Origin of the sequence: Bacillus sp. DE0042, from assembly GCF_007680225.1 — a bacterium.
Taxonomy (GTDB): Bacteria; Bacillota; Bacilli; order Bacillales; family Bacillaceae_G; genus Bacillus_A; species Bacillus_A wiedmannii.
The window spans coordinates 1,149,375-1,175,094 of record NZ_VEJP01000001.1 but is presented as its reverse complement, the minus strand read 5'-3'; the positions used below and the strand labels follow the sequence as shown (position 1 = coordinate 1,175,094).

Genomic DNA, 25,720 nt, shown 5'->3' with positions numbered 1-25,720 from the left:
CTAAATTGTTATACATAAATGAAATGTTTGTTAGACAGGTAGGGGATGAAAATGCAAACAGATCTATTAAATATATTTTTTGAGGAATCAGAAGAACATTTACAATCGCTAAATGAAAATGTGCTAACTTTAGAACAAAATCCCACTGATATGGATGTTGTGGGAGAAATATTCCGCTCAGCCCATACATTTAAAGGTATGTCAGCGAGTATGGAATTTACGGAAATGGCGGATTTAACGCATAAAATGGAAAACGTTTTAGATGAAATTCGTCATGGGAATATAGTTGTAAATGCAGAGATTATTGATGTGATTTTTGAGTGCATTGATAATTTAGAGAAGATGGTTGCAGATGTGCAACAAGGCGGAATGGGCAATATTGATGTAATTACAACTAAGCAGAAATTAGAAGCATTATTGAATGGCAATGTAGAAACTCCTGCGGAATATATTGAGCAAGAACCTATAAATAATGATGATGCAGTTTCGCATGAAGTGCATATAACTGTTGAGCAACATGCTATTTTAAAAGCAGTACGTGCAATTATGTGTATTGAAGCACTGCAAAATGTAGGTAATGTACAAAAAACAGTTCCAAGTATTGAAGAAATTGAAGCAGATGCTTTCGGGTTTGAGTTCACAGTATTTATGGATACTGATCAAAGTGAAGAAGAATTAAAACAAGTAGTGCTTCATGTTTCTGAAATTGAGAAAGTAGAAGTAAAGCAAGGACATACATTAAAAGAAGTAGTCTCGAAAGAATTGGGCACACAAGAAGCTATGCAGGAAGATTTACAAGCGGCTACGCATGTGGAATCAACTAAAGAAGTATCGAAGCAATCTGCTAATGCTACACCTGCTAAAAGCACTGCAAAAACGAAAAATGGTAAAGTGGAAAATCGTTCCATACGTGTTCAATTAGAAAAAATTGAAAGATTAATGAACATGTTTGAAGAAAGTGTAATTGAGCGTGGTCGTATAGATGAATTGGCACAAGCAATTCAAAACAAGGAATTAATTGAGCATTTAAATCGATTAGGCGATATTTCAAAAGATATTCAAAATGTACTACTAAACATGCGTATGGTACCGATAGAAACTGTTTTCAATCGTTTCCCGCGTATGGTACGTATGTTAGCGAAAGATTTAGGGAAGAAAATCGATTTACAAATTACAGGTGAAGACACCGAAGTTGATAAAATTGTTATTGATGAAATCGGTGATCCACTCGTCCATTTAATTCGTAATGCAATTGATCACGGTGTTGAAACTGTTGAACAACGTCGTGATGCAGGGAAAAATGAGACAGGTACGATTAAATTAGAAGCGTTTCATAGTGGAAATCATGTCGTTATTCAAATTACGGATGATGGAAATGGAATTCATAAAGGGAAAGTATTAGAAAAAGCGATTAAAAATGGTGTTGTAACAGAATCTGAGGCAAATAAATTAACGGACCGTGAAGTATTTGATTTGATTTTCCAACCAGGATTTAGTACAGCTGAAGTTGTATCAGACCTTTCTGGGCGTGGCGTTGGATTAGATGTAGTGAAACATACGATCCATAGTTTAGGTGGACATTTAATTATTGATTCTGAAGAAGGAAAAGGTAGTACATTTAGAATTGAACTGCCATTAACGTTGTCCATTATTCAATCTATGCTTGTTCAAACGAATGATAAACGTTATGCTTTCCCTCTTGGTAATATTGTTGAAGCAATTCGGATTAAGAGAGAAGACATCCAATCCTTACAAGGAAGAGATGTGTTAAATTACCGTAATCAAATTATTGAAGTGAAGCATTTAAGTACTGTATTTGGTGAGAAAACAGTAGATGAGGCGTTTGCGTCATATGATGGTCAAATGGTTCCTGTGTTAATTGTTCGTAATACACATCGCAGCTATGGACTTATTGTAAACACAATTATCGGTCAAAGAGAAATCGTCTTAAAGTCATTAGGTGACTTCTTTGCGGAGAGTTCTAATTATTTCTCTGGTGCGACAATTCTCGGTGATGGACGAGTGGTCCTCATTTTAAACCCAGAAGGTTTATAATAGGAATGAAGGAAAGCTCCCCACTTGTATACAATTGGGGAGCTTTTTGGTTAATCGTTACTAATCTAAAAATGGGAATAAATACATATTAACGTTTTATATAATAAGTTTGTTAAAATAAAATGAGAGTTTATATCATTTGATAGAAAAACAGAAATGAGGAGGCAGAGAAAATGCCTGAGCAACACACAAAAGGGGATACGAGCACAATTGTGCTAGAAAAAGAAAATGAGCATTTAACGCCTCAAGAATGCGATATTCTTGGCGAAATTGCAAATATATCATTTGGTTCAGCTTCGACTGTATTATCAACAATCTTAAATAGGCAAGTAAGCATTACTGCTCCTCGCATAGAATTGGTAGATTTATATGATTCAAGCGACGTCGAAGTTCCACACGTTGTATTAAACATTCATTTTACAAAAGGATTAGATATGGAAAACCTTCTTGTCCTTAAGCAAGATGTTGCATTATCCATTGCTGATTTAATGATGATGGGAACAGGTGAAGTGGAAGACGGAAAAGAACTTGGTGAATTAGAGCTAAGTGCTGTACAAGAAGCGATGAATCAAATGATGGGGTTCGCAGCTACATCTATGTCTGAATTCTTCCAAGATACAGTAGATATGTCTCCGCCGACAATTAAAGTTGTAAAGTTATCAGAAGAAATGGAGAAAATCTCTGAAATCGATGGGAATCATACGATTGTTAAAGTATCGTTTGATTTAAAGATAGATAATCTTGTAAACTCTAAACTTGTGCAAATTGTTTCAGTTGAACATGCGAAACGAATGGTAAATAAATTAATGCAATTATCTGGTGGAGTAGAAGAAAAAGATGAGCCAGCAGAAGTAGTGGAAACTGAGATTGTAGAAGAACAAGTTGAAAAAGAGCATTTAACACAAGAAGAGAAAGATGTCCTTGGTGAAATTGCAAATATTTCAATTGGTTCCGCTTCAACAGTATTGTCAACACTATTAAATCAGCCAGTTACAATTAGTACGCCCAATGTAGAATCAATCAATGTCCGTCATTATGACGGAGTACCAGTCCCGTTTGTTATTTTAAATGTTGATTTTGTTGAAGGGCTAAAGAATGAGAATGTATTCGTATTTACGAAAGATGTCGCTTTAACAATGGTAGATTTAATGATGATGGGAACAGGGGAAGTTGATCCAGAGAAGGAGCTTAGTGAATTAGAACTGAGCGGTATTAAAGAAATCATGAACCAAATGATGGGGCATGCTGCGACGGCGATGTCAGAAATGTTTCAAGAAAAAATGGACATGACACCACCAAATGTTAAATTCGTAACGTTAAAAGAAGAAATGGAATATTTGGGAGAGTCAATGAAAGTGGACGAACTCGTCCAAATTACGTTCAACCTTGAAATTGGCGATCTGCTTCAATCGAAAATGTATCAAATTTTACCGATTTCAGAAGCGAAAGAAATGGTAAGAAGACTTCTATATCCAATGGTGGAAGAGGAAGAAGAGATTGTTACGGAAGAAATTGAAGAAGAAAAAATTGTAGAACCTGTTGTGCAACCTATTGAATTTAAAGAAGTAAAACAAATGGAACCAGTATACATGGACACATCCATCTTACAAAATGTAGAAATGAATGTGAAATTTGTATTTGGAAGCACAGTGAAAACAATTCAAGATATTTTAAGTTTACAAGAGAATGAAGCGGTTGTACTAGATGAGGATATTGACGAACCAATTCGTATTTATGTAAATGATGTATTGGTGGCGTATGGTGAACTTGTAAATGTAGATGGATTCTTCGGAGTAAAAGTGACGAAATCGCTATAAGTCGTTGAAATAGGAGTTTGAGCTAGTAGATGAAAAACGTAAAGTTTTTTCTAATGAGCTGGTTATTCATAAATGTGTGTTTGTTCTTCCCACTGCAAAGTCAGGCGGAAGAACAAATTGAGCCAGATCAAAAATTAAATGAAATGAATGTACAAGAAGAAAACAAAGAAGTTCAAGAGCAGCCAGAGCAAGTGGAAGTGAATCAAGGTAAAGAGGAACAACAAGAAGTAGCAAATGAACAAGAGGTCGAAAAAAAGATAGAGACAGATCAAGGGGTTATTACAGTAAATAAGTCGGAATTAAAAGTTGGCGAAGAAGTGCGGGTTATTGTAGAGCCGAAAGAGCAAAATGTTCAAAGTATAAAAGGTATTTTGCGCTTGCCAAAAAACGGCGATCGGTATGAACAAGAAAGAATGCTATCGTTTAAGTATGATGAGGAAACGAAGCGATGGATTGCTAACTACAAGGTCGAAACTTTTGATTTGCAAGGTGATTGGAATCTTCAGCTCGTTCAAAGTTACAAAGAAAATGAGAAAGAAGAGCTTGTAGAAAATGAAGTGAAAGTCCCGCTCATTCGTATAAATAATGAAATGCCAACTTTAGATAAAGAGTTGCCGAAGTTGCATAAAGTTACGATTGATGAGACGAAGGGAAACGTAATTGAACGAAAACAAGGCAATTCTATACGTGTGCGAGTGAAGGCGACAGACGTAGAATCAATTGTGAAAGAAGTCCGCGTGATATTAAAGGGGAAAGAAAATAAAGAGATTACCTTTTTATTAGACTACAATAAGCGCGACATGGATTGGCAAAAAGTATTTGAAATAACGGATGCGTTGCCAATCGGGACATACGAAATACTTGTAGAGATAGTGGATGCGGCCGGCAATAAACTGGTTGAGGAAAGTGAGTATATCGTTTCTATTTTGGAGCAAAAACCAGAAGAGGATAAAAAGATAGAAGAACGAGAGAATGAAGATAAAGTAGAAGATAAGAAAGAAACTGAGAAGCAGGAAGACTCGAAAGTAGAAATCCCGCTTCCAGAAGAAAAACCGCCAGTTGTTCAAATTCCAAAAAAAGAAGAGAAAGTAAACGATCTTATAAAAGAACCATTGAAAGAGAAAGAAAAAATTACTTATGTTATAAAAGAGCCTCTCACAGACAACAAGGAAGTAAATAAAGCGAAGGCTCAAAAAGATAAAGATAATAACAATCAAGTCATTTCGAAAAAGAAAGAGAAAAAAGAAGAGCCAGAAGATAAGAAAGAAGCAAAAAGTGAACAGGGAATACAAGCTTCTAATGTATTTGCTATTATGTCTGGTTTATTCGTACTGTTCTTAGTTTTAAAAAGTAATAAAGAATGGGGCTAATTATTTCATAGTAGTGGAGGCGCTTAGATGGAGATTAAACGTACGACAATTGAAAATAAGACGCTACAACCATTAAAACAGCCTGCAGCTATTTCGGAACATGAAATCCAGAAAGAACGAAAGCATAGTAATCTAGTGTTTACTGGACAGTCTAAAATTATTTCGAAAAATAATGAAATAGGCATTTTACTCGCGAGTTTAGGTGATGGAAAGGTTATGAAGGAAATGCTTTCTAAAGAGATGGATACAGTGTTACAACTCTTTAAAAAGTTGCATACGTTATCTGGAGAAGGGAAGCAAACAGAAAAAGTATTTGAACAAGTAATGAGAAGTTTACAAGGGCTTGTTAAGCAGGCGCATATAAAAGAACTTCCTTTGTTAGATGGAACGTATGATTTCGCAGAAGTACAACTATCATTTGGTAGAAAGGTACATATTCCGTTATTAGATGTAAGTGCACTCATTTCTAGAGTGGAAAGTGATTCTTCAGAAGGAAATATAAATTTAATGGTAACGGTTATTACTGCTTACATAACGAAATTGTCTAACGAAACTATTTTAATTAGCGTTACAGATCGCACTGCTAAAGAGCGGGATGTAAGTGTATGGAGAGCGCTCGCAGAAATGAATATGACACAATTATCACAGGCCCTGAAACAAACGATGCAAGAACATAAATGGTCTATGACATTTCTTTTTCTCTTTGTATGGATTGTTGCTATTATTTTAATTCGAGTTATATAAAAAGGTCGTCACTTTACATTGTGACGACCTCTTTTATATTTTTTCGTAGAAGAATGTATCAAATCTCTGAAGATTATAACGTTCAGGTGTTAAAATTTGTTCGGTACTACCAACAAATAATACGCCACCTTTGCGTAAAGCACGACTAAATTTTTCATAAAGTTTTACTCTTGCTTCTTCTGTAAAGTAAATCATTACATTACGACAAATGATTAAGTCGTAATTTGTATCGAATGACTGCATTAAAAGGTCGTGCTGTTTGAACGTGACGTTTTGCTTAATGTTTTGATGTAATGAATATATATCATTCTCTTTTGTAAAATGACGCTCTTTCAAATCGATAGGTAATTCTTTTAAAGAACGTTCTGTATATTGACCGCGTTTTGCAGTTTCTAAAATGTGAAAATCAAGATCTGTTGCTTGTATATCAAAACGATATGGAGCTAGATGCTTCGATAAAATCAAAGAGAGTGTATATGGCTCTTCGCCGGCAGCACAAGCGGCACTCCATACTTTTAATTTTCCGTTATTTTGTTCGAGTAATTTTGGTAGTGCTTTCGTCTCTAACGTTTGCCAACGTTCTTTATTTCTAAAAAACTCTGAAACGTTAATTGTAATATAGTCAATAAAACTTAAAAATAAATTTTGATCGGTACGTAAATTGCTTAAAAAACTAGTGTAGTTCTCAAAGCCCTTTCTCGAAATAAAAGCATCGATTCTACGACGCATTCTATCTTGTTTATATGAAGCGATATCCATATTGAATTGTTGTTTAAAACTCGCGATAAAATGATCATAATCTTGTTCAATTATCATATTTATAATAGGCACAATAACGATATTGTGCCTCCCCCTTTACATCATACGGATTTTTTGTTCAAAGTTTTTTTTCATCTGTTTTTCATGTAAACCTGGTAAATCATAAATAACAGCATCAATTCCTGCTTCTTTTGCAACGTCAACGGGAATGACAGAAGTATGCTTGTCCCCATTATAAAAACAGAGAACTAAATCGGTATCTTCGATTATTTGTTTTACAAAAAACATATAATCTGATCGGTAAATGGAGTCAGAAGGATGATCAAAAGCGACATACTCGGCTCCGTGTTTTTTTAAGTAATCAACGACCTCTTGAAATTCATCTGTTAATGCTTGTAACGGCTGTAGCGTGTAAAGGCATAAATTTTGAGCGAGTCTTTCGTTTTCGATGAAAAAGCGAAGAATCTCATTTTCGATAGTTTTATAACATAATATGTAAATTTTATGTTTGTGAGCATAGTCAGTTAAAAATTTTTTTATTTCTTCTTGATCTAATGCTGTTAATTGATTTGAACCACAAAGAAAAATATTCATAGATTTGTGCCACCTCATGCTAAATTGTAACATATCTTTTATAAAAAATAACTGCAAAATATTAGTGTTCAGAGTATAATTATAAATAACTGGATTTTACGATTAAGTTTAGGAAGAAATAAAAAAATAAATAGGTGATATATATGCTGCGTTCGATCTCACATAATCCGATTTTATCGCATATACCGCCTGCTACTCAAATGCCGAAAGAAGCAAATGTCAGGACAGGACTTGCATTTTCGGATAATTTGCATGCAGATCCGAAAAAGGATAAATTGTTAGAACAAATGGAAGCATTTGTCGATAACATTGGAGAAATTAAAGAGAAAATTGAAATGGAATTAACGCTTGATAATGTAATGGAATACAAAAATACAGTAAAATCATTTTTGAATTTTTACGTAGATAATGTATTGCAATATAAAGATGTCATGTCTCGTCATCCGCGTTACGGATATTCACAGAAAATGACGATTGTGAAACAAGCGGAAATGGGATTAAATGAGTTAGAAGATGTTATGAATTTAATTAATACGAAAACGGGACATTTAGAAATGTTAAATCAGATTGGAGAAATCCACGGTTTAATTGTAAATTTAGTCTTGTAAAAGGGAAGGAAGCTATATGTACATACAATTATATGAAAAGCTCGTTATTATTCAAAAAGCATATGAAAACATTCAAGCGCTTGGGGAACAAATATATGAGAATTTAAAACATAAAAATGTAAATGCAGTTCAAAAGTTACAAGTAGAGCAATTGCAGTACATTGATGGTTTAAAAAAGTTATCAAGTTCATTTGAAGAAATAGTTGTTCAGTTTTGTAAAGAACAGGGCGTGGAATCATTTCGCGTAAGTGCGTTATTTTCGTATTTTTCTCATGAAGAAATTAAAAAAATGGAAGAATTACAAAAAAATGTAGTTGAATTAGAAGAGAATGTAAAAATGATTCTTTTGAAAAATCAATATTACTTAAACGTACTATTAAAAACTACAGAAAGTATTGTGGATTCCGTTTCTGAATATAATTTAGAGCGAAACAATAATTCACAAATCTTTATGAACGAACTATTGTAAAGGGGAAGTGAAACATTATGAGACTATCTGATTATAATACGCCGTTATCGGGTTTGTTAGCGGCACAAATGGGATTACAAACGACGAAACAAAATTTATCTAACATTCATACGCCTGGTTATGTGCGTCAAATGGTGAATTACGGATCGGCTGGAGCAAGTCAGGGCTATTCACCAGAACAAAAAATAGGTTACGGTGTACAAACGTTAGGCGTTGACCGTATTACAGATGAAGTAAAGACGAAACAGTTTAACGATCAATTATCTCAACTCTCTTACTATAACTACATGAATTCGACTTTATCACGTGTAGAATCTATGGTTGGAACGACAGGAAAGAATTCATTATCTAGTTTAATGGATGGCTTCTTTAATGCCTTTCGTGAAGTCGCAAAAAATCCAGAACAACCAAATTACTACGATACATTAATTTCTGAAACTGGTAAGTTTACAAGTCAAGTAAATCGTCTAGCGAAAGGCTTAGATACAGCAGAAGCACAAACGACAGAAGATATTGAAGCGCATGTCAATGAATTTAATCGTCTTGCTGGCAGCTTAGCGGAAGCGAATAAAAAAATTGGACAAGCAGGTACACAAGTGCCAAATCAACTTTTGGATGAACGTGATCGTATCATTACAGAAATGTCTAAGTATGCAAATATAGAAGTGTCTTATGAATCTATGAATCCTAATATCGCGAGTGTTAGAATGAATGGTGTTTTAACAGTAAATGGACAAGATACATATCCACTTCAATTAAATAAAGAAAAAGAACCAATGACTGCTGAAATTTACGGTTCGGAAATTCCTTTAACTAGTGGAGCAATTCAATCAGCGATCGATACGAAAGCGAAGATTGCTAGTTATAAGAAAAACCTTGAAGAACTAATGAGTTCTGTAAAGAATGAAGTGAACACAGTAATGGGGAAAGAGTTCTTCGTTGGAGATCAAGCGAAAGATATGAAATTAAACCCTGAATTTGCAAAAGATGTTTCGAAAATGAAAATATCAGCTGAAACAGCAAATAAACTAGCAGCAATTACGAATGATGATTATAAAGAAGGACTTACATATAAACAAGCATTAGACCAATTTATAGTTGGTGTAGCATCTGATAAAAGTGCAGTGAATGCTTATCAAAAAATTCATGGGGATTTATTAGAGGGGATTCAGCAAGAAAAGATGGGTGTTGAAGGCGTTAATATGGAAGAGGAAATGGTTAATTTAATGGCCTTCCAAAAATATTTCGTTGCAAACTCTAAAGCTATTACTACGATGAATGAAGTGTTTGATAGTCTATTTTCGATTATTCGATAAGTGATAGTAATTGATTGGAAATATATAAGGAGGAGATAGAAATGAGAGTATCTACATTTCAAAATGCAAGCTGGGCAAAGAATCAGTTAATGGATTTGAATGTGCAACAACAATACCATCGAAATCAAGTAACTTCAGGGAAGAAAAACCTTTTTATGAGTGAAGATCCACTTGCAGCAAGTAAATCATTTGCGATTCAACATTCATTGGCGAATATGGAGCAAATGCAAAAAGATATAACGGATTCTAAAAATGTATTAACACAAACTGAAAATACTTTACAAAGTGTGTTGAAGTCTTTAACAAGAGCAGACCAATTAACAGTACAAGCATTAAATGGGACAAATAGTGAAAAAGAATTGCAGGCTATGGGTGTAGAGATTGATCAAATTTTAAAACAAGTCGTATATTTAGCGAATACGCAAGAACAAGGTCGTTATATTTTCGGTGGTGATAGTGCAGAGAATCCACCGTTTACAGAAGATGGTACGTATCAAGGTGGAAAAAATGATGTGAACTGGCAACTAAATGACGGTTATGAATTCAAAGCGTTCCGGAACGGAGATGCATTATTATCCCCGGTTATAAAAACGTTAAAACAGATGAGTGAAGCGATGCAAAACGGTGACCCAAAAGCGTTACAACCGTTATTAGAAGAAAATAAGCAAAACTTAGATGGCATCATTAACCGCACAACTGAAGTCGGTTCAACAATGAACACAATGGAGACGTTTAAAACAATTTTAAGCGAGCAAAATTTAGCACTTCAAGAAAACCGTAAAGAAATTGAGGATGTTGATTTAGCGGTAGCAATTTCTGATTTAGCTTATATAAACGCAACGTATGAAGCAACACTTAAGGCAGTTAGTACGATGAGTAAAACGAGTATTTTAGATTATATGTAAACAATAAGGAGTGAAAAATATGGCAGGAACAATATCTGATTATGGTGGCAGACAACAAATATGGAATTTAGGAAATAACATAATAGATACAAAGAAGTTAGTCGATTTAGAGTTACAAGCATTGGAAATGAAAAAATCACCCTATACTACACAAAAACAAACGTTAACAAATGAAAAAAATGTGTATGCAAGCATGAAAAAAGAATTTGCAAATCTTGTACAAGTGTTCAAAGATTTATACGCATTTAAAGGTGATGAAAAGAAAACAACTCTATCCAAAGATGGTTTTATGAAAGCACAAGCTGACGCTGCCGCAATTCCTGGAACATACACAATTACAGTAGAGCGAGTAGCTGAAAGACATCAAATAACTACAGCTCCACTTACTCCTTCAAAAACTCCTGAAGGTATGGAGCAACAATTTAGTTTAGATTTAAAACTTGGAGTAGATGATGTATTTCAGATAAATGGAAAAGAAGTTAAAATCTCAAAAGATATGACGTATAAAGATCTTGTCAATAAGATAAATAATGGGAATTATGGTACATCGGTATATACTTTAGGGGATCAACTATTTTTCACATCGACTACTGCAGGAGAAGCTGGAGAGCTCAAATTAACTGATGGCGTCAATGGTTTTTTACAAAATATAGGGCTAGTTACTTCTGCGAAAAATACGGATGGAACGAATGTTGTTGCACATCAAGTGACAGGAGCAATAAATGCTGAGTATACAATAAATGGAATAAAAGGAACTAGTAAAACAAATAAGATAGATACAATTCCAGGATTAACTATTAATTTGGAAAAGGAAACTACAGAGCCAATAAAATTAACTATTGAAGATTCTGATATAAAAAATTCGATAGACTTAATAAAAAAAATGAAAGACGAGTATAATAAGGCTGTTAAAAGTTTGGATTTATTTGCTGGGGAAAATGGAGTAATGCAAGGGAATAATGTGTCATTTGCTATCAATAATGCAATGACAGGTATTTTTAACTTTTCCCAAGATGATAAGTATTTATTTTCTTTTGGAATTCAAATTGATAAAAAAGGTAATATGACTCTTGATGAAGAAAAATTGAAAACAGCTTTTAAAGAGAATCCGGAATCTACGAAACAATTTTTCTTTGGCTTGAATGGCTTAGGTCATAATACAGAGAAAAAGTTAGACGGGATATTTGGAGATGAAGGAATTATTGGGAAACGTTCTAAAAGTATTGAAAAGCAAGTAACTGATTTAGAGAGAAAAATTCAAGATATTGATACAGTTAATAAGGAAAAACAAAAAACAATTATTGATAAATATGCAAAATTAGAAAGTCAGTTAGCATTACTTGATAGTCAGTTGAAGACAATTCAAGCAATGACAAAAACAAAAAGTGATGACTAATGAAAGCTGAGGAAGTGATTGTATGCAAGCATGGCAACGTTATATGCAAAATGATATTATGACGAGTAATCCAATTAAAAATACAATATTTATTTATGAGAGATGTATCATCGAGTTTTGTAAATTGGAAGAACTTTTAAATACATTCAAAATTCAAGAAGGTGATGAACTTCTTGAAAAGTTAGAACGTATATTTGAAGAGTTGAAGCTCCAGTTAAATCCTGAAATTACGAAAGATTTATATGATAGCTTATTTGGTTTATACGATTGGATTAGCATTCAAATTCAAACGATGAAAGTAACGCGTGAAGCAAAAGACATGGATGCGATTGTGAAAGTGTTACAAGATTTAATAGATGGTTACCGCGGAGCACTTGAAAATGAACAATGATATTTATCGGACGTTTGTCGGCTGTTTTAATGAAATCGGTGAATTGCAAGTTTCAGATGGAGAGTTTGCTGAGAAGAGTGAAATGTTAAATCGCTGGATGATGACATTGGATGAAGAAACGCGTGCACAAGTTGCAGCAGAAGTAAGCCCATTCATTATTAAAGCGGCACAGCATATTCGAGATAAGCAAAAGATTTTGGAAGAAATGATTATGACAAATGATGGGCGCATGAAAGCTAATTCATTTTACGGTAAATTTTAGTGATAGAGTTTAGAAACGGATTCCCCTTTTAAGAGGGGATCCATTCCTTTGTTTAAATAAAGACTTCCGCTGGTTGAGGTTTCATTTTATGACTGTAATGAAAAAATAGTAGTAATCTAAATAATGTGAAAATGAACTTTAGTTTGTAGATCATATATTGAAATGTTTCATAGATTATTGCGTGTATACAGTTTTTTTGTATTCTTTTTTTATATTTTTGTATTTTTCTAAAGACAACAATGAAAAAATGGAATAAAATATGTAAGGGTACATGATTGTTAATATTTTAATAAACGCATATAAGGAAATAAATAATGAAGTGAAACTTCCATTAGTGGATCATGAAATTAGAAAAGAAAGGGTGTGGAATATGCCGGATTTAGTGAGTGATGTAGGCCATTATATGAATTATTTAGTGACGAAACGAAATACTGTTTCTAGTAATATTGCAAATGCGAATACACCTGGTTATAAAGCACAAGATGTAGCATTTGCTGAGCAAATGAATAAAAGTAGTGCATTATATAAAAACAATGCTGCGGACTTAAAGAGTAATCCAAATTTATATCAAACGAATGAAATGCACTTACCGACAGTGAATACGAAAAATACATATGCAAAGATGCAAACAAAATCAATGCAAACGAATAAAGATGGAAATAGTGTGGATGTAACGACAGAAATGCTAGATTTAATGAAAGCAAATCAGTTATACGGTATTTCAATTAACGCGATTAATACACAATATGCAATTAACCAAGCAGCACGCGGACGTTAATAGTAGAAGGAGAGACAACGATGTTTCAGGCAATTAATGCAAGTGGCTCAGGGCTAACGACAGCGAGAAAGTGGATGGAAGTTACTTCTAACAATATTGTAAATGCAAATACAACGGCTGCTCCGGGGGCGGATTTATATGAGCGTCGTAGTGTAGTGCTAGAATCAAACAATAGTTTTGCAAATATGTTAGATGGGTCTCCTACAAATGGAGTAAAAATAAAAAGTATTGAAGCAGATAAAACTGAAAACTTAGTGTATGATCCAACACATCCGCATGCAAATGAAGAAGGATATGTACGCTATCCAAATATTGATGTGACTGCTGAAATGACGAATGTAATGGTTGCCCAAAAAATGTACGAAGCGAATACAAGTGTATTAAATGCGAATAAAAAAATGCTTGATAAAGATTTAGAAATTGGCAGAGGATAAGGGGGAATATAGTAATATGAAAATCCAACCAATGTTAAATACGCAACCATTTGGAGCAATTCAGTCAATTGGTGCACCGAAAACGTCTCAAACATCTGTAGTTGAGGGGAAAAAGTTTATTGATTTATTGGAAGATATGAATCAAACGCAAAACAATGCGCAAACAGCAGTATACGATTTACTAACTAAAGGGGTAGGGGAAACGCATGACGTTTTAATTCAGCAGAAGAAGGCAGAGTCCCAAATGAAAACGGCTGCTCTCGTACGTGATAATCTTATCGAAAATTATAAGTCACTAATTAATATGCAAATTTAGGAAAGTGGACGGGTGTGTTTAAATGGAAAAGATAAAAAATGTTATCCAATCATTAAAAACGTGGCATAAGTTAGTAATCGGTGCTGCGCTTTTAGCGATTGTAACAGGAGCACTTTTATACTTCACCTTGCCAGATAAATATGTTGTTGTATATCAAAATTTAAATGATACAGATAAGCAAGAGATTACAGCAGAATTATCGAAGTTAGGTGTCGATTATCAATTAGCAGCCGATGGTTCGATTCGTGTGCAAAAAAATGATGCTCCATGGGTTCGAAAAGAAATGAATGGGATGGGCTTACCGTTTAATTCTAAAAGCGGTGAGGAAATTTTATTAGAAAGCTCGCTCGGTTCAAGTGAGCAAGATAAAAAAATGAAGCAAATTGTCGGTACGAAAAAGCAATTGGAGCAAGATATCGTAAGAAACTTTGCGACAGTTGAAACGGCGAATGTTCAAATTACATTACCTGAAAAAGAGACAATTTTTGATGAAGAAAAAGCAAAAGGAACAGCGGCAATTACTGTAGGTGTGAAACGTGGCCAATTATTAACTGCAGATCAAGTTGCAGGTATACAGCAAATGATTAGTGCAGCAGTTCCAGGTGTAAAAGCAGAAGAAGTAAGTGTGATTGATAGCAAAAAAGGTATTATCTCAAAAGGAGCAGATGAAGCGCATTCTACTAGTTCCTCTTCTTATGAAAAAGAAGTAGAGATGCAGCAACAAATTGAAGGTAAATTAAAGCAAGATATTGATGCAACGTTAATGACGATGTTTAAACCGAATGAATATAAAGTGAATACGAAAGTGTCTGTAAACTATGATGAAGTTACACGCCAGTCAGAAAAATATGGTGATAAAGGTGTACTTCGTAGTAAACAAGAGCAAGAAGAAAGCTCTACTGCACAAGAAGGAGCAGAGACGAAACAAGGCGCTGGTATTACAGCGAACGGTGAAGTACCAAATTACGGTACGAACAATAATCAAAATGGTAAAATCGTCTATGATAATAAAAATGGTAACAAAATTGAAAACTATGAAATAGATAAAACAGTTGAAACAATTAAGAAACACCCAGAATTAACGAAAACAAATGTTGTAGTATGGGTAGACAACGATACGTTAGTAAAACGAAAAATAGATATGACTACTTTCAAAGAAGCAATCGGCACAGCTGCTGGGCTTCAAGCTGATCCGAATGGAAACTTTACAAACGGTCAAGTTAACGTTGTAACTGTTCAGTTTGATCAGCCGAAAGAAGAGAAGAAGAAAGAACCAGAAGAAAGCGGTATAAACTGGTGGTTATTCGGTGGAATTCCAGCTGGTTTATTAGCGATTGGTGGTCTAGTATGGTTCTTGTTAGCAAGACGTAAGAGAAAGAAAGAAGAAGAGGAATATGAAGAATACTTAGCAGAAGAGGAAATTGCTGCAAGTAGTGAAAGTATCATGGAAATTCCTGAAGAAAAAATAGTACCAGAGCCAAAACCAGAACCAGAAGAACCGAAAGAACCAACGTTAGATGAACAAGTGCATGATGCTACGAAAGAGCATGTAGAAGGAACTGCAAAAGTAATTAAAAAATGGTTAAATGGACAGTAAGGGAGGAACAACGATGTTAGATGAAATCTCCTCCAAAGAAAAAGCTGCCATCCTTATTCGTACATTAGAAGAAGGGGTGGCAGCAAAAGTCATTGAATATATGACGGCTGAGGAAAAAGAAGTATTACTTCGTGAAATCGCGAAATTTCGTGTATATAAACCAGAAACGTTAGAGAATGTACTAGGAGAGTTCTTGTATGAATTAAATGTAAAAGAATTGAACCTAGTGACTCCAGATAAAGAATATATTCGTCGCATATTTAAAAATATGCCAGAAGACGAACTGGAAAAATTATTGGAAGATCTTTGGTATAACAAAGATAATCCGTTTGAATTCTTAAATTCACTTACAGATTTAGAACCACTTCTTACTGTACTTAATGATGAATCGCCACAAACGATTGCGATTATCGCTTCTTATATTAAACCGCAGCTCGCTTCTCAATTAATTGAGAGACTACCAGATCATAAGCGAGTAGAAACGGTAATGGGTATTGCGAAACTAGAACAAGTAGATGGTGAATTAATAAATCAAATTGGTGATTTATTAAAATCAAAATTAAATAATATGGCGTTTAATGCAATTAATAAAACAGATGGCTTGAAAACAATAGTAAACATTTTAAATAATGTTTCACGGGGTGTTGAAAAAACAGTCTTTCAAAAGCTGGATGAAATGGATTATGAGCTATCTGAGAAAATTAAAGAAAACATGTTTGTATTTGAAGACTTACTCGGACTTGAAGCTCTTGCACTTCGTCGTGTATTAGAAGAAATTACAGATAACGGTGTTATTGCGAAAGCACTTAAAATTGCAAAAGAAGAGATTAAAGAGAAATTATTTACATGTATGTCTTCAAACCGTAAAGAGATGATTCTAGAAGAATTAGATGGCTTAGGACCGCTTAAGATGACGGATGCTGAAAAGGCACAGCAAACGATTACAGGCACAGTGAAAAAGCTAGAGAAGGAAGGAAGAATTATCGTTCAAAGAGGTGAAGATGATGTCCTTATTTAAAAACAGAATTCCGAAGAATTCTGTTTCTTTTTCTGAAGAAACGTATGAATTACAATTTCCAAAGCCAGCCGCAGTTCATATAGAAGAGGAAGAATTACAAGTTAATCATGCAGAACTTCGCGCGCAACAAGAATCGTTACATATGGAAATGAATCAACTAAGGCAAGAACAGCAAACGCTAGAAAGAGAGCGTCAACAGCTATTGCAAGATAAAGAACAATTTCAAATGCATATTCATGAACAAATGGAGCAGATGGAAGCAGCACGTATGCAGTTTCAAAAAGAACAACAAGAAACAGCATATGAATGGACAGAGTTATTATGGAATCAATCTTTTCATCTAGCAGAAAAAATCGTGAATCAAGCAGTAGATTCACGATTGCTTGATGTGTTACCTATTTTAACTGGTATCGTTCAAACGTTGCCTACTTCGTTTGAAAAATTAATCATTACAGTACATCCAGAAACATTTGAACGTATTCAAGAAGAGAAGGAAAATACGAAAGAGTATTGGTTACTACAATTAGTAGAATGGAAATATGATTTCTCCTTACAGTTCGGTGAATTTGTTCTAGAAGAAGAGAAAGAGTTCTTTGAATTTAAATTTGCACCTATATTTGCGAAACTTCGCCAGAAATGGGAAGAAGAGAAGTTATTTGAGGAGCAAAATGTATGAATCGACTATTAATGAATGAAAAACAAAAATGGAATACATTTATTGAAACGCCGTTTTATACGAAGGTCGGTAAAGTTCATAGTGTGCAAGAGCAGCTTTTCGTAGCGAAAGGGCCAAAAGCGAAAATTGGAGATGTTTGTTTCGTTGGGGAACATAATGTTTTATGTGAAGTGATTGCGATTGAAAAAGAAAACAATATGCTACTTCCATTTGAACAGACAGAAAAAGTATGTTACGGAGATTCCGTTACATTAATTGCGGAAGATGTTGTCATACCTCGTGGGAATCATTTACTTGGAAAAGTGTTAAGTGCAAATGGCGAAGTACTAAATGAGGATGCAGAGAATATTCCATTACAAAAAATAAAACTAGATGCCCCGCCTATTCATGCATTTGAACGTGAAGAAATTACCGATGTATTTGAAACGGGAATCAAATCAATTGACTCTATGCTAACAATTGGCATCGGTCAAAAGATTGGTATTTTCGCTGGGTCTGGTGTTGGTAAATCTACTTTACTCGGAATGATTGCGAAAAATGCAAAAGCTGATATTAATGTTATTAGTTTAGTAGGAGAACGTGGCCGAGAAGTAAAAGACTTTATTCGAAAAGAATTAGGTGAAGAAGGAATGCGAAAAAGCGTCGTTGTTGTAGCGACGTCAGATGAAAGTCACCTTATGCAACTTCGTGCAGCGAAACTCGCAACGTCTATAGCTGAATATTTCCGTGATCAAGGTAATAACGTACTACTTATGATGGACTCTGTTACTCGTTTTGCTGACGCGCGTAGAAGTGTTGATATTGCCGTTAAAGAGTTGCCGATCGGTGGTAAAACACTCTTAATGGAAAGTTATATGAAGAAGCTATTAGAGCGCTCTGGGAAAACACAAAAGGGATCCATAACAGGTATATATACCGTACTCGTTGATGGAGACGATTTAAACGGCCCTGTACCAGATTTAGCGCGTGGTATTTTAGATGGACATATTGTATTAAAACGTGAGCTTGCAACACTTAGTCATTACCCTGCTATTTCAGTGCTAGACTCAGTGAGTAGGATTATGGAAGAAATCGTTTCGCCAACTCATTGGCAACTTGCAAATGAAATGAGAAAAATCTTATCTATTTATAAAGAAAATGAATTGTATTTTAAATTAGGGACGATTCAAGAAAATGCAGAAAATGCTTATATTTTTGAATGTAAAAACAAAGTAGAAGGTATAAATACGTTTTTAAAACAAGGTCGATCTGATAGTTTCCAATTTGATGATATTGTTGAAGCGATGCACCATACAGTATAAGACCTCTGCCCAAGAGGTCTTATTTTTTTGTTTTTTAATATTTCACAGATTTTTTTGGAAAAAAACTATATAATAGAAAAAGAGAACGTTATAATAGGAAGGGGCTATGAAAACAGGTGGATAAGCAGCAGTACGACACGATAAAATTGCAAATAAATCAAGAAAAAGAACAGATTTTGAAAGAAGTGTATGAATTAACAGCTGAAAAAAGAAAAATAGAACAAAAAAAAGAATATGATTTATATGTTGTGAAATCGCGTAGTAAAGTCGTACAAACTGGGCAGCGTATAATGGCTGGCATGCTTTCGTCACATACGTTTTCACCTGAAAGAATAGAAGAATGGAATCGGAAAATTAAAAAAACGGAAGATTTTATTCGAAAAAATGAAAGCCTTTTAGAACAGGTAAAAGAAAAAGAACGTGTCATTGATGAGATGTATCAAGAAGGTTGTAGAAAGCTTGCTAAAGTACGAGAAAAGCAGGAAGAAAAAATGCTTCTTGATTTGAAAATGTGTATGAATGGATGAGGTGAATATAGTGATACAGTCTGTATTACCGGTGCAACAAAGTTTACCTCCGCAAAAAGAAAAAGGGCTAGAAGTACAATCAAAAAGTGAAGATTCTTCATTCGATCGTACGATGAGAATGGAAAATAAAAAGCAGCCGAAAACGGAGAAAATGAAACGAGAAGAAGCACCAAAAGAAGAAAAAAAAGAATATATTCTTTCTAAACAATCAGTAACGAAAGAAGAGCCAATTGTAACGAAAGAAGAAAAAAAAGAGACAGAACAGTTGTTATTAGCTGTATCTGAGCAAATGGTTGCAATTGAGCAATTACGTGTGCAACCGGAATTGTTATATCAATACATACAAAAAATACAAGAGCTATATAAAGAATATGGGAATATAAAACTTAACGCATTACCCGTCAATGAATTACAACAGTTGCAAGAGCTTCTTTCAAATATGAATATCAAAAATGCTATATGTTTAGAAGATACAATGCAAATGGCATTAGATAAAGTGACGATGCCAGAGCAAACGATGCAAGTATTGAAAGTTGTAGAAACAGAAACTTGTAATATCGCAAAAAAACAAGAAGATTCCAAAGACTTAGATGTAGATCTACCAAAAGCTGAGGGCGATGATGTAAAGATAGAGTTGCCGGAAGGTGATGTGTTAAATGATTCGAGTTCAACGGGTGCGGAGTTACTAAATAAAGCAACGGGTACGGATCAAATAGGAAAATCAAATAGTGGCGCTGAGAAAGTTACGTTACCTGACTTAGGAAAGAAAATGGAAGCACAAGTAGAAGCGTTGCAAAAATTTGTAGTGAAACAAGAGCGTGTTTTATTTCAGTTAAATCCAGAAAAACTTGGTACATTAACAGTGTTTATGAAAAAACATGGAGATCAAATTGATGTTCACGTAGAAATGGAAAAACACGATGCGAAAAAACGTGTTGAAATCATTTTTGATGAATTGAGATTGAAGTTAAAAGAAAAAGAAATCAATATTCAAATTAGCTATTCAGATAAAGATGAAAATCGAAAAGAACAGCGAGAACAAGAGCAAAGACAAAAACAAAAATTAGCAAGTACGAAACATGAAAAACAACATTCAAAAGAATTTGCGGGATTATTGGAGGAATAAAGTGTGCCAACAGTTGGATTAAATACAACGAGTACAAATCATATTCCGTTACAAGCAGGAGCACAAACAAAAAACGCATCTGTTACTGGTGCACAGTCGACAGCTCAACAAGCAAACGGAGTATCAGCAAGTAATCAAAAAACACCCGGTATTATGGATAAAGATGATTTCCTGAAACTTTTCTTAGCAAGCTTTCAACATCAAGACCCGTTTAATGCGATGGATATGAACCAAATGATGAACCAAACAGCACAGCTATCTCTTATGGAGCAAGTACAGAATATGACGAAAGCAGTAGATAAACTGCAATCAACGATGTATTCGACGGCTCTTGATGGAGGGATGAAGTTTTTAGGAAAGTACGTTAGAGGTGTAAGCAATAATGGAAAGCAAGTGACTGGTCAAGTGGAAACAGTTCGACTTGCTGAAAATAACGATGTGCAACTTATTGTTGATAATCAAGTTGTCTCACTTCGTTTCATAGAAAGGGTTTCTGATAAACCGATAACAGAAACTAATCCGGAAGATGAGAAGAAAGATGATATAGAAAAAAATGAAGAGGTTAAACAAGATTAATAAAAGGAGTGTACAAAGGTTATGATTAAAGCGTTATATACAAGTATTACAGGGATGAATGCAGCACAAAATGCATTAAGTGTTACTTCAAATAATATTGCAAATGCACAAACAGTTGGATATAAAAAGCAAAAGGCTATTTTTGATGATTTGCTATATAATAATACGGTTGGTTCACGTGGTGATGGTGCCTATGCTGGTACGAATCCAAAGAGTATTGGTAACGGTGTAAAGTTCAGTGGGACATCTACAGATTTTAGTGATGGTTCTATTACTTTAACTAGTGATAAGATGGAGACAGCGATAGAAGGAAACGGTTTGTTTTTAGTTGGTGATCGTAACGGTGGAAATGTAGAGTATACGAGAAAAGGGTCTTTTGGTGTATCGAAAGATAGCTATGTTACAAATACAGGTGGACAGTATGTACTAGGTTATGGTGTAAAAACAGGAACACAAGAAGTAGATTTTTCTTCACGACCAAGCCCAATTCATATTCCAATGGGATCAGCTGTTGGTGGGATTCAAACAGATAAAGCGACAATAGGCGGAAACCTTCCTAGAAACCAAAATGCATTATCTCACGAATTCACAGTTTTTGATGCGGAAGGGAACTCGTTAACGTTACGTGTAAATATTAAGCAAAAGACTGAATCAGAGATGGTAGATGGTAAAGAAGTTCAAAAACCGAAGGCAGGTGAATATACATATTCAGTTTCTGTAAGAAATGATTCTAAAAACGAAAAAGAATTTAAGCCTATTGAAGGCATGCCGGACGACAAACCCCTTATATTTGATACATTAGGAAATTTAAAGCAAACAGATGAACCTGTACAAAAGGATCCAGTAACTGGTGAAATTACTAATGGTGGAACGATTGATATTCCTTTTGGAAAGGGATTGAAACTGGATTTAAGTGGTTTAACAAATTATCCGACAGGGAAAACTATTTCTACAACAGAAGTAACGGGGCGTCCAGCTGCAATTGCAAATGACTATTCTATTTCTGACGGTGGTTTCGTTATGATGAAATATTCGGATGGTAGTATGAAAGTTGTAGGACAACTAGCTGTAGCTACATTCCCGAATTCAGGTGGATTAATGAAAACAGGGAATGGAAATTACGTTGCGACACCATCAGCGGGTATTCCAGGAATAGGTGTTGCTGGTGAGAATGGTGCAGGGAATGTACGAGGGTCAGCAAAAGAAAGTTCAAACGTAGATTTATCTGTAGAATTTGTTGATTTAATGCTTTATCAACGTGGATTCCAAGGAAATGCAAAAGTAATTAAAGTTTCAGATGAAGTATTAAATGAAGTTGTAAACTTAATTCGATAATATATCATAAAGTAAAATTGTAATGTAGTAGAAAGGGTTTTTTATTCGTATGACGACAAGACAAGAGCGAATTTTACAATTGCCTTTTTTCGAAAATAAACGTGAACTTGCTGAGCAAGTGTTAAAAATGGAACGAGAAGAGCATATATATTTACCGGATCACTTTGAAATTAAGCAAGTACCTCCATATTCATTTGGTGAAAAGCAATCAATCATTGGCCGTATTCATGAGTTTTATTTCGTAAGTGTTGGTAGCGAAGGAGAATGGAAGTATCAGCTGTTTAAGGATGAGATGAAGTGCCGTGAGTTTTTTATTACACTATCAGGGATAACGGATCAGCAGATTGCATTTTGGTTCAATAACATCGAGTTGTTGAAAAGCTCTTAAAAAGCTTTTAAAAGCCCTTTTTCAGGTTTTGAGAGAGGACCTGGCGGTGTGTGGTGGCGGTTAGTGCTTATGTGGGTGCTCGACCGTTGTTTAAGACCAGAGATAGGGAGAGTTACTAGGTTAGTTTAAGAAGATTTAAGTGAAGTGTAGTATGAATAATATGGTCTTAGCGTGTTAGATGGACTAATAAGTTTATTTGTGACGATAGATTTCTATAAAAGGAGAGGTGAGGAGGATGGCGCAGAATAAGTATCGCGTTACATTCATTTCGCCGAGTGAGGTTGAGCAGCGGACTGTAATGGCGGCGAGTAGTTTGCCAGATTTAATTCGTAAAGTAGAGAGTATTATTGCAGATCCGAACGGTTATTTTGTAAATGATAAAAAAAATAATTGCTATTTTAAAGTGATTAAAGAAAATGTTACGTTTATTCAATATGAGTTACTGTTTTCGGATAAGGAAATTCATATTGAAAAATTAAAACATATAGCACCAGCTATATTGAAACAATTATTTGAAAAAATAAATGATCCAGAATTATATGCGCTTGCGCTACTTGATGTTGATATAGCGACGAAAGAATACGTGCTAGAAGAAATGGATTCGGAGCTAAGAATAAGAGTAGAAACGGAGCTTTCAAAAAAGTGGGAAGCAATGCCGACAGAAATTGTAGGAGCACAAGAAGTGTTATTAGAGACACTTGCTTCGTTTATACAAGATTAAGCGTTTTTTAAATAAATCGTTCGACTATCTATATTTTTTATATAGGTAGTTGACTTTTTCGTTTTAATAAAGCTTAATAATTAGATATACGGAATTAATGGAAGGGGAGCGACACCTTTATGTCACAAGCACAAAGTATTTTATTAGAAAGTGGAACAAATGAATTAGAGATTGTCACATATACTGTTGGTGAAAACCTATTTAGTATTAATGTAATGAAAGTACGTGAAATCATTAATCCATTCCCTGTTACAACTGTTCCAGAATCTCATCATGCAGTTGAAGGTGTTGTTCAAGTACGTGGTGAAATTTTACCTGTTATTAATTTAGCAACGGCTCTTAATTTAAAATCGACAAAGCCACTTGATCAAACGAAATTTATTATTTCAGAATTAAATCAAATGAAAGTTATTTTCCGTGTTGATGAAGTGCATCGTATTCAACGTATTTCTTGGGAACAAATTGATGAACCAGCTTCATTGTCTATGGGACTAGAAGAAACGACATCTGGTATTGTAAAGCTAGATGGAAAAATCATTTTGCTATTAGATTATGAAAAAATTGTATGCGAAATTAGCGGTACGGGTTATGACAATAAATCACTTGCAGGGTTAGAACAGAAAACAGATCGAGCTGAAAAAGTGATTTATATTGCAGAAGATTCAGCAATGCTTCGCCAAATATTAGAAGAAACATTATCATCAGCTGGATATACGAAAATGAACTTCTTCAGCAATGGTGCAGAGGCATTAGCACAAATTGAAAAATTAGCGAAAGAGCAAGGCGAAAAAATGTTTGAACATATTCACTTGCTAATTACTGATATTGAAATGCCGAAAATGGATGGACATCATTTAACGAAAGTGGTTAAGGATAGTGAAGTAATGAATCGTTTACCTGTCATTATTTTCTCTTCATTAATTACGAATGAGTTATTCCATAAAGGTGAGGCTGTTGGTGCGAACGCCCAAGTAAGTAAGCCGGATATTCAAGAGTTAATTGGTCTTGTCGATAAGTTAGTTTTATAAAAAAAGATATGTAATTATTTGGTATTCCTATTAATGTAAGGTAGTCAATTCATATATATGATTGATTACCTTATTTGTTTGGTTTATATATTTTAAATTAAGTATAACTGCTTTTAAATATATATTTTTATGATGAAAAAGTACTTGAAAATAAAAAAATCTACTAGCATATTTTTAAAAAAAGTAAGATAATATAATCTGTTAATATTAAAATATTTAATTATCGTTCTATTAGAACAGGAGGAATTATAATGAAAAAAAATAAAAATTCTAAAATTTTAACGGGTATTTGTGTGAGTTCAGCTTTGATGTTTTCTGCTACAGCCCCATCTATCACAGCTTTAGCGGCAGGTAATCCATCGATAGCTCCAGCGACTTCAGCTATTAAGGTTGAAAATAAAAAAACGGGTGATACAGATACGATTTCAGTTGGTAATTTAGAAGCTGGAGATATTGTGAAAATATACAATGCGATTAAAGAAGAGAAGGCATTGGCTACAACAACAGTTGGAGAGAATGGTAAAGAAGGAACAATTGAGAAAACAGATTTATTAACAGCAACAGGTGGAACAGTGTACGTAACAGTGACAAAAGCGAATAAAGAAGAAAGTGCACGTGTGGCAGTAAAGTATGCATCTGAAACAGTAACAAAAGCGCCAGTGGCCGGAGCAATCACAGTAGTGAATAATAAAGCGGGCGTGAAAGATGTAGTGACAGTGACAGGAGTTAAAACAGGCGACGTAGTGAAAGTATATGACGCAGCCACAAAAGGAAAAGAACTAGGAACAGCAACAGTGGCAGAAAATGCAGTAGAAGCAAAAGTAGAAATTGATCAAATCGCAAAAGACGCAAAAACAAAAGGCAATGTATACGTAAGTGTACAAAGTAAAGGTGAGTTAGAAAGTACGCGTACAGTGAAAGCATATGATGCAGAAATCACAGTAACGCCAGCGGCGTCAGCAATTAAAACAGCGAACAACGCAACAGGAGAAGAAGACACAATCACAGTAAGCAAGTTAGAAGCGGGTGATGTAGTCAAAGTATATGACGCAGCCAAAGAAGGAAAAGAACTAGGAACAGCAACAGTGAAAGAGAAGGAAGCAGAAGTTGTAATTACGAAAAAAGATTTATTCGTAGCAACAGGTGGAACAGTGTACGTAACAGTGACAAAAGCGAATAAAGAAGAAAGTGCACGTGTGGCAGTAAAGTATGC

Annotated in this window: 27 protein-coding genes and 1 pseudogene; 26 read left to right on the top strand and 2 right to left on the bottom strand. The window is 34.5% G+C overall.

Annotated features, from left to right (window positions below; genetic code table 11):
* Positions 1-51: 51 nt before the first annotated feature.
* The 4 genes from FS802_RS05735 to FS802_RS05720 all read left to right on the top strand — a co-directional run bounded on the left by FS802_RS05735 (position 52) and on the right by FS802_RS05720 (position 5,986).
* Positions 52-2,055, top strand: a complete 2,004-nt coding sequence (locus FS802_RS05735; protein WP_098653819.1) for a chemotaxis protein CheA — start codon at positions 52-54, stop codon at positions 2,053-2,055.
* 173 nt (positions 2,056-2,228) lie between these two features.
* Complete coding sequence (locus FS802_RS05730; RefSeq protein WP_098653818.1) at positions 2,229-3,872, top strand: flagellar motor switch protein; 1,644 nt, start codon at positions 2,229-2,231, stop codon at positions 3,870-3,872.
* 29 nt (positions 3,873-3,901) lie between these two features.
* Complete coding sequence (locus FS802_RS05725; protein ID WP_098653817.1) at positions 3,902-5,242, top strand: transglycosylase; 1,341 nt, start codon at positions 3,902-3,904, stop codon at positions 5,240-5,242.
* 27 nt (positions 5,243-5,269) lie between these two features.
* Positions 5,270-5,986, top strand: a complete 717-nt coding sequence (locus FS802_RS05720) for a hypothetical protein (protein WP_000403983.1) — start codon at positions 5,270-5,272, stop codon at positions 5,984-5,986.
* Between the two features lie 33 nt (positions 5,987-6,019).
* Here FS802_RS05720 and cheR read toward each other — a convergent pair whose 3' ends face one another.
* Together cheR and FS802_RS05710 are read right to left on the bottom strand one after the other, a co-directional pair.
* Positions 6,020-6,802 carry a protein-glutamate O-methyltransferase CheR gene (gene cheR, locus FS802_RS05715; RefSeq protein ID WP_070168628.1) on the bottom strand — a complete coding sequence of 261 codons (783 nt, stop codon included), beginning with the start codon at positions 6,800-6,802 and terminating at the stop codon, positions 6,020-6,022.
* 39 nt (positions 6,803-6,841) lie between these two features.
* The gene (locus tag FS802_RS05710) at positions 6,842-7,339 is read right to left on the bottom strand and encodes a hypothetical protein (protein WP_001020117.1); all 498 of its coding nucleotides are present in this window, start codon (positions 7,337-7,339) and stop codon (positions 6,842-6,844) included.
* A 143-nt stretch (positions 7,340-7,482) separates the two neighbouring features.
* Here FS802_RS05710 and FS802_RS05705 point away from each other — a divergent pair, with 143 nt between their 5' ends.
* From FS802_RS05705 to FS802_RS05600, 22 genes and pseudogenes are all read left to right on the top strand, one after another.
* On the top strand, positions 7,483-7,947 hold the full coding sequence (locus tag FS802_RS05705; RefSeq protein WP_000946323.1) for a YaaR family protein: 465 nt from the start codon (positions 7,483-7,485) through the stop codon (positions 7,945-7,947).
* Between the two features lie 16 nt (positions 7,948-7,963).
* Complete coding sequence (locus FS802_RS05700; protein ID WP_098653816.1) at positions 7,964-8,416, top strand: hypothetical protein; 453 nt, start codon at positions 7,964-7,966, stop codon at positions 8,414-8,416.
* Positions 8,417-8,433: 17 nt separating this feature from the next.
* Positions 8,434-9,732 (top strand): flagellar hook-associated protein FlgK, encoded by a 1,299-nt coding sequence (gene flgK, locus FS802_RS05695; RefSeq protein ID WP_098653815.1) that lies wholly within the window; start codon positions 8,434-8,436, stop codon positions 9,730-9,732.
* 41 nt (positions 9,733-9,773) lie between these two features.
* Entirely contained in the window at positions 9,774-10,637 is an 864-nt protein-coding gene (locus tag FS802_RS05690; RefSeq protein ID WP_098653814.1) for a flagellar hook-associated protein 3, read from the top strand.
* 19 nt (positions 10,638-10,656) lie between these two features.
* Positions 10,657-12,033, top strand: a complete 1,377-nt coding sequence (locus tag FS802_RS05685; protein ID WP_098653813.1) for a flagellar hook-associated protein 2 — start codon at positions 10,657-10,659, stop codon at positions 12,031-12,033.
* Between the two features lie 22 nt (positions 12,034-12,055).
* Positions 12,056-12,424, top strand: a complete 369-nt coding sequence (locus tag FS802_RS05680; protein WP_098653812.1) for a flagellar export chaperone FliS — start codon at positions 12,056-12,058, stop codon at positions 12,422-12,424.
* Positions 12,414-12,686, top strand: a complete 273-nt coding sequence (locus FS802_RS05675) for a hypothetical protein (RefSeq protein ID WP_001058080.1) — start codon at positions 12,414-12,416, stop codon at positions 12,684-12,686. Before FS802_RS05680 ends, FS802_RS05675 begins: the two co-directional genes overlap by 11 nt.
* 370 nt (positions 12,687-13,056) lie before the next feature.
* Positions 13,057-13,464 carry a flagellar basal body rod protein FlgB gene (gene flgB / locus FS802_RS05670; RefSeq protein ID WP_098653964.1) on the top strand — a complete coding sequence of 136 codons (408 nt, stop codon included), beginning with the start codon at positions 13,057-13,059 and terminating at the stop codon, positions 13,462-13,464.
* Between the two features lie 20 nt (positions 13,465-13,484).
* Positions 13,485-13,898, top strand: a complete 414-nt coding sequence (gene flgC, locus FS802_RS05665; RefSeq protein ID WP_000484673.1) for a flagellar basal body rod protein FlgC — start codon at positions 13,485-13,487, stop codon at positions 13,896-13,898.
* A gap of 16 nt (positions 13,899-13,914) precedes the next feature.
* Positions 13,915-14,214 (top strand): flagellar hook-basal body complex protein FliE, encoded by a 300-nt coding sequence (gene fliE / locus FS802_RS05660; RefSeq protein WP_000701682.1) that lies wholly within the window; start codon positions 13,915-13,917, stop codon positions 14,212-14,214.
* A 22-nt stretch (positions 14,215-14,236) separates the two neighbouring features.
* The gene (locus FS802_RS05655; protein ID WP_098653811.1) at positions 14,237-15,811 is read left to right on the top strand and encodes a flagellar M-ring protein FliF C-terminal domain-containing protein; all 1,575 of its coding nucleotides are present in this window, start codon (positions 14,237-14,239) and stop codon (positions 15,809-15,811) included.
* A gap of 13 nt (positions 15,812-15,824) precedes the next feature.
* Entirely contained in the window at positions 15,825-16,829 is a 1,005-nt protein-coding gene (locus FS802_RS05650; protein ID WP_064449884.1) for a flagellar motor switch protein FliG, read from the top strand.
* Positions 16,816-17,505: a FliH/SctL family protein gene (locus FS802_RS05645; RefSeq protein WP_098653810.1), complete on the top strand. Its 690-nt coding sequence runs from the start codon at positions 16,816-16,818 to the stop codon at positions 17,503-17,505. Before FS802_RS05650 ends, FS802_RS05645 begins: the two co-directional genes overlap by 14 nt.
* Positions 17,502-18,806: a flagellar protein export ATPase FliI gene (gene fliI, locus FS802_RS05640; protein ID WP_098653809.1), complete on the top strand. Its 1,305-nt coding sequence runs from the start codon at positions 17,502-17,504 to the stop codon at positions 18,804-18,806. Before FS802_RS05645 ends, fliI begins: the two co-directional genes overlap by 4 nt.
* Before the next feature lie 116 nt (positions 18,807-18,922).
* Positions 18,923-19,333 (top strand): hypothetical protein, encoded by a 411-nt coding sequence (locus FS802_RS05635; protein WP_029440761.1) that lies wholly within the window; start codon positions 18,923-18,925, stop codon positions 19,331-19,333.
* 10 nt (positions 19,334-19,343) lie between these two features.
* Positions 19,344-20,459 (top strand): flagellar hook-length control protein FliK, encoded by a 1,116-nt coding sequence (locus tag FS802_RS05630; RefSeq protein WP_142346843.1) that lies wholly within the window; start codon positions 19,344-19,346, stop codon positions 20,457-20,459.
* A gap of 3 nt (positions 20,460-20,462) precedes the next feature.
* A complete protein-coding gene (locus tag FS802_RS05625; protein ID WP_098653807.1) occupies positions 20,463-21,035 on the top strand; it encodes a flagellar hook assembly protein FlgD in 573 nt (190 codons plus the stop codon).
* 21 nt (positions 21,036-21,056) lie between these two features.
* Complete coding sequence (flgE, locus tag FS802_RS05620; RefSeq protein WP_098653806.1) at positions 21,057-22,370, top strand: flagellar hook protein FlgE; 1,314 nt, start codon at positions 21,057-21,059, stop codon at positions 22,368-22,370.
* A 49-nt stretch (positions 22,371-22,419) separates the two neighbouring features.
* Positions 22,420-22,758: a DUF3964 family protein gene (locus FS802_RS05615; RefSeq protein ID WP_098653805.1), complete on the top strand. Its 339-nt coding sequence runs from the start codon at positions 22,420-22,422 to the stop codon at positions 22,756-22,758.
* A gap of 235 nt (positions 22,759-22,993) precedes the next feature.
* Positions 22,994-23,479 carry a LysR family transcriptional regulator gene (locus FS802_RS05610; RefSeq protein WP_098720213.1) on the top strand — a complete coding sequence of 162 codons (486 nt, stop codon included), beginning with the start codon at positions 22,994-22,996 and terminating at the stop codon, positions 23,477-23,479.
* A gap of 119 nt (positions 23,480-23,598) precedes the next feature.
* Positions 23,599-24,507 carry a chemotaxis protein gene (locus tag FS802_RS05605; protein ID WP_064459934.1) on the top strand — a complete coding sequence of 303 codons (909 nt, stop codon included), beginning with the start codon at positions 23,599-23,601 and terminating at the stop codon, positions 24,505-24,507.
* A 251-nt stretch (positions 24,508-24,758) separates the two neighbouring features.
* A pseudogene (locus tag FS802_RS05600) lies at positions 24,759-25,720 on the top strand (hypothetical protein); the annotation flags it as partial.

What these genes read in the sequence shown, in the direction of transcription:
- fliI (WP_098653809.1), top strand. Translation starts at nt 17,502, where the DNA reads ATGAATCGACTATTAATGAATGAAAAACAAAAATGGAATACATTTATT.
- flgC (WP_000484673.1), top strand. Translation starts at nt 13,485, where the DNA reads ATGTTTCAGGCAATTAATGCAAGTGGCTCAGGGCTAACGACAGCGAGA.
- FS802_RS05615 (WP_098653805.1), top strand. Translation starts at nt 22,420, where the DNA reads ATGACGACAAGACAAGAGCGAATTTTACAATTGCCTTTTTTCGAAAAT.
- FS802_RS05685 (WP_098653813.1), top strand. Translation starts at nt 10,657, where the DNA reads ATGGCAGGAACAATATCTGATTATGGTGGCAGACAACAAATATGGAAT.
- FS802_RS05610 (WP_098720213.1), top strand. Translation starts at nt 22,994, where the DNA reads ATGGCGCAGAATAAGTATCGCGTTACATTCATTTCGCCGAGTGAGGTT.
- FS802_RS05735 (WP_098653819.1), top strand. Translation starts at nt 52, where the DNA reads ATGCAAACAGATCTATTAAATATATTTTTTGAGGAATCAGAAGAACAT.
- FS802_RS05725 (WP_098653817.1), top strand. Translation starts at nt 3,902, where the DNA reads ATGAAAAACGTAAAGTTTTTTCTAATGAGCTGGTTATTCATAAATGTG.
- FS802_RS05700 (WP_098653816.1), top strand. Translation starts at nt 7,964, where the DNA reads ATGTACATACAATTATATGAAAAGCTCGTTATTATTCAAAAAGCATAT.
- flgK (WP_098653815.1), top strand. Translation starts at nt 8,434, where the DNA reads ATGAGACTATCTGATTATAATACGCCGTTATCGGGTTTGTTAGCGGCA.
- fliE (WP_000701682.1), top strand. Translation starts at nt 13,915, where the DNA reads ATGAAAATCCAACCAATGTTAAATACGCAACCATTTGGAGCAATTCAG.
- flgB (WP_098653964.1), top strand. Translation starts at nt 13,057, where the DNA reads ATGCCGGATTTAGTGAGTGATGTAGGCCATTATATGAATTATTTAGTG.
- FS802_RS05650 (WP_064449884.1), top strand. Translation starts at nt 15,825, where the DNA reads ATGTTAGATGAAATCTCCTCCAAAGAAAAAGCTGCCATCCTTATTCGT.
- cheR (WP_070168628.1), bottom strand. Translation starts at nt 6,802, where the DNA reads ATGATAATTGAACAAGATTATGATCATTTTATCGCGAGTTTTAAACAA.
- FS802_RS05705 (WP_000946323.1), top strand. Translation starts at nt 7,483, where the DNA reads ATGCTGCGTTCGATCTCACATAATCCGATTTTATCGCATATACCGCCT.
- FS802_RS05655 (WP_098653811.1), top strand. Translation starts at nt 14,237, where the DNA reads ATGGAAAAGATAAAAAATGTTATCCAATCATTAAAAACGTGGCATAAG.
- FS802_RS05675 (WP_001058080.1), top strand. Translation starts at nt 12,414, where the DNA reads ATGAACAATGATATTTATCGGACGTTTGTCGGCTGTTTTAATGAAATC.
- FS802_RS05690 (WP_098653814.1), top strand. Translation starts at nt 9,774, where the DNA reads ATGAGAGTATCTACATTTCAAAATGCAAGCTGGGCAAAGAATCAGTTA.
- flgE (WP_098653806.1), top strand. Translation starts at nt 21,057, where the DNA reads ATGATTAAAGCGTTATATACAAGTATTACAGGGATGAATGCAGCACAA.
- FS802_RS05730 (WP_098653818.1), top strand. Translation starts at nt 2,229, where the DNA reads ATGCCTGAGCAACACACAAAAGGGGATACGAGCACAATTGTGCTAGAA.
- FS802_RS05605 (WP_064459934.1), top strand. Translation starts at nt 23,599, where the DNA reads ATGTCACAAGCACAAAGTATTTTATTAGAAAGTGGAACAAATGAATTA.
- FS802_RS05645 (WP_098653810.1), top strand. Translation starts at nt 16,816, where the DNA reads ATGTCCTTATTTAAAAACAGAATTCCGAAGAATTCTGTTTCTTTTTCT.
- FS802_RS05710 (WP_001020117.1), bottom strand. Translation starts at nt 7,339, where the DNA reads ATGAATATTTTTCTTTGTGGTTCAAATCAATTAACAGCATTAGATCAA.
- FS802_RS05720 (WP_000403983.1), top strand. Translation starts at nt 5,270, where the DNA reads ATGGAGATTAAACGTACGACAATTGAAAATAAGACGCTACAACCATTA.
- FS802_RS05680 (WP_098653812.1), top strand. Translation starts at nt 12,056, where the DNA reads ATGCAAGCATGGCAACGTTATATGCAAAATGATATTATGACGAGTAAT.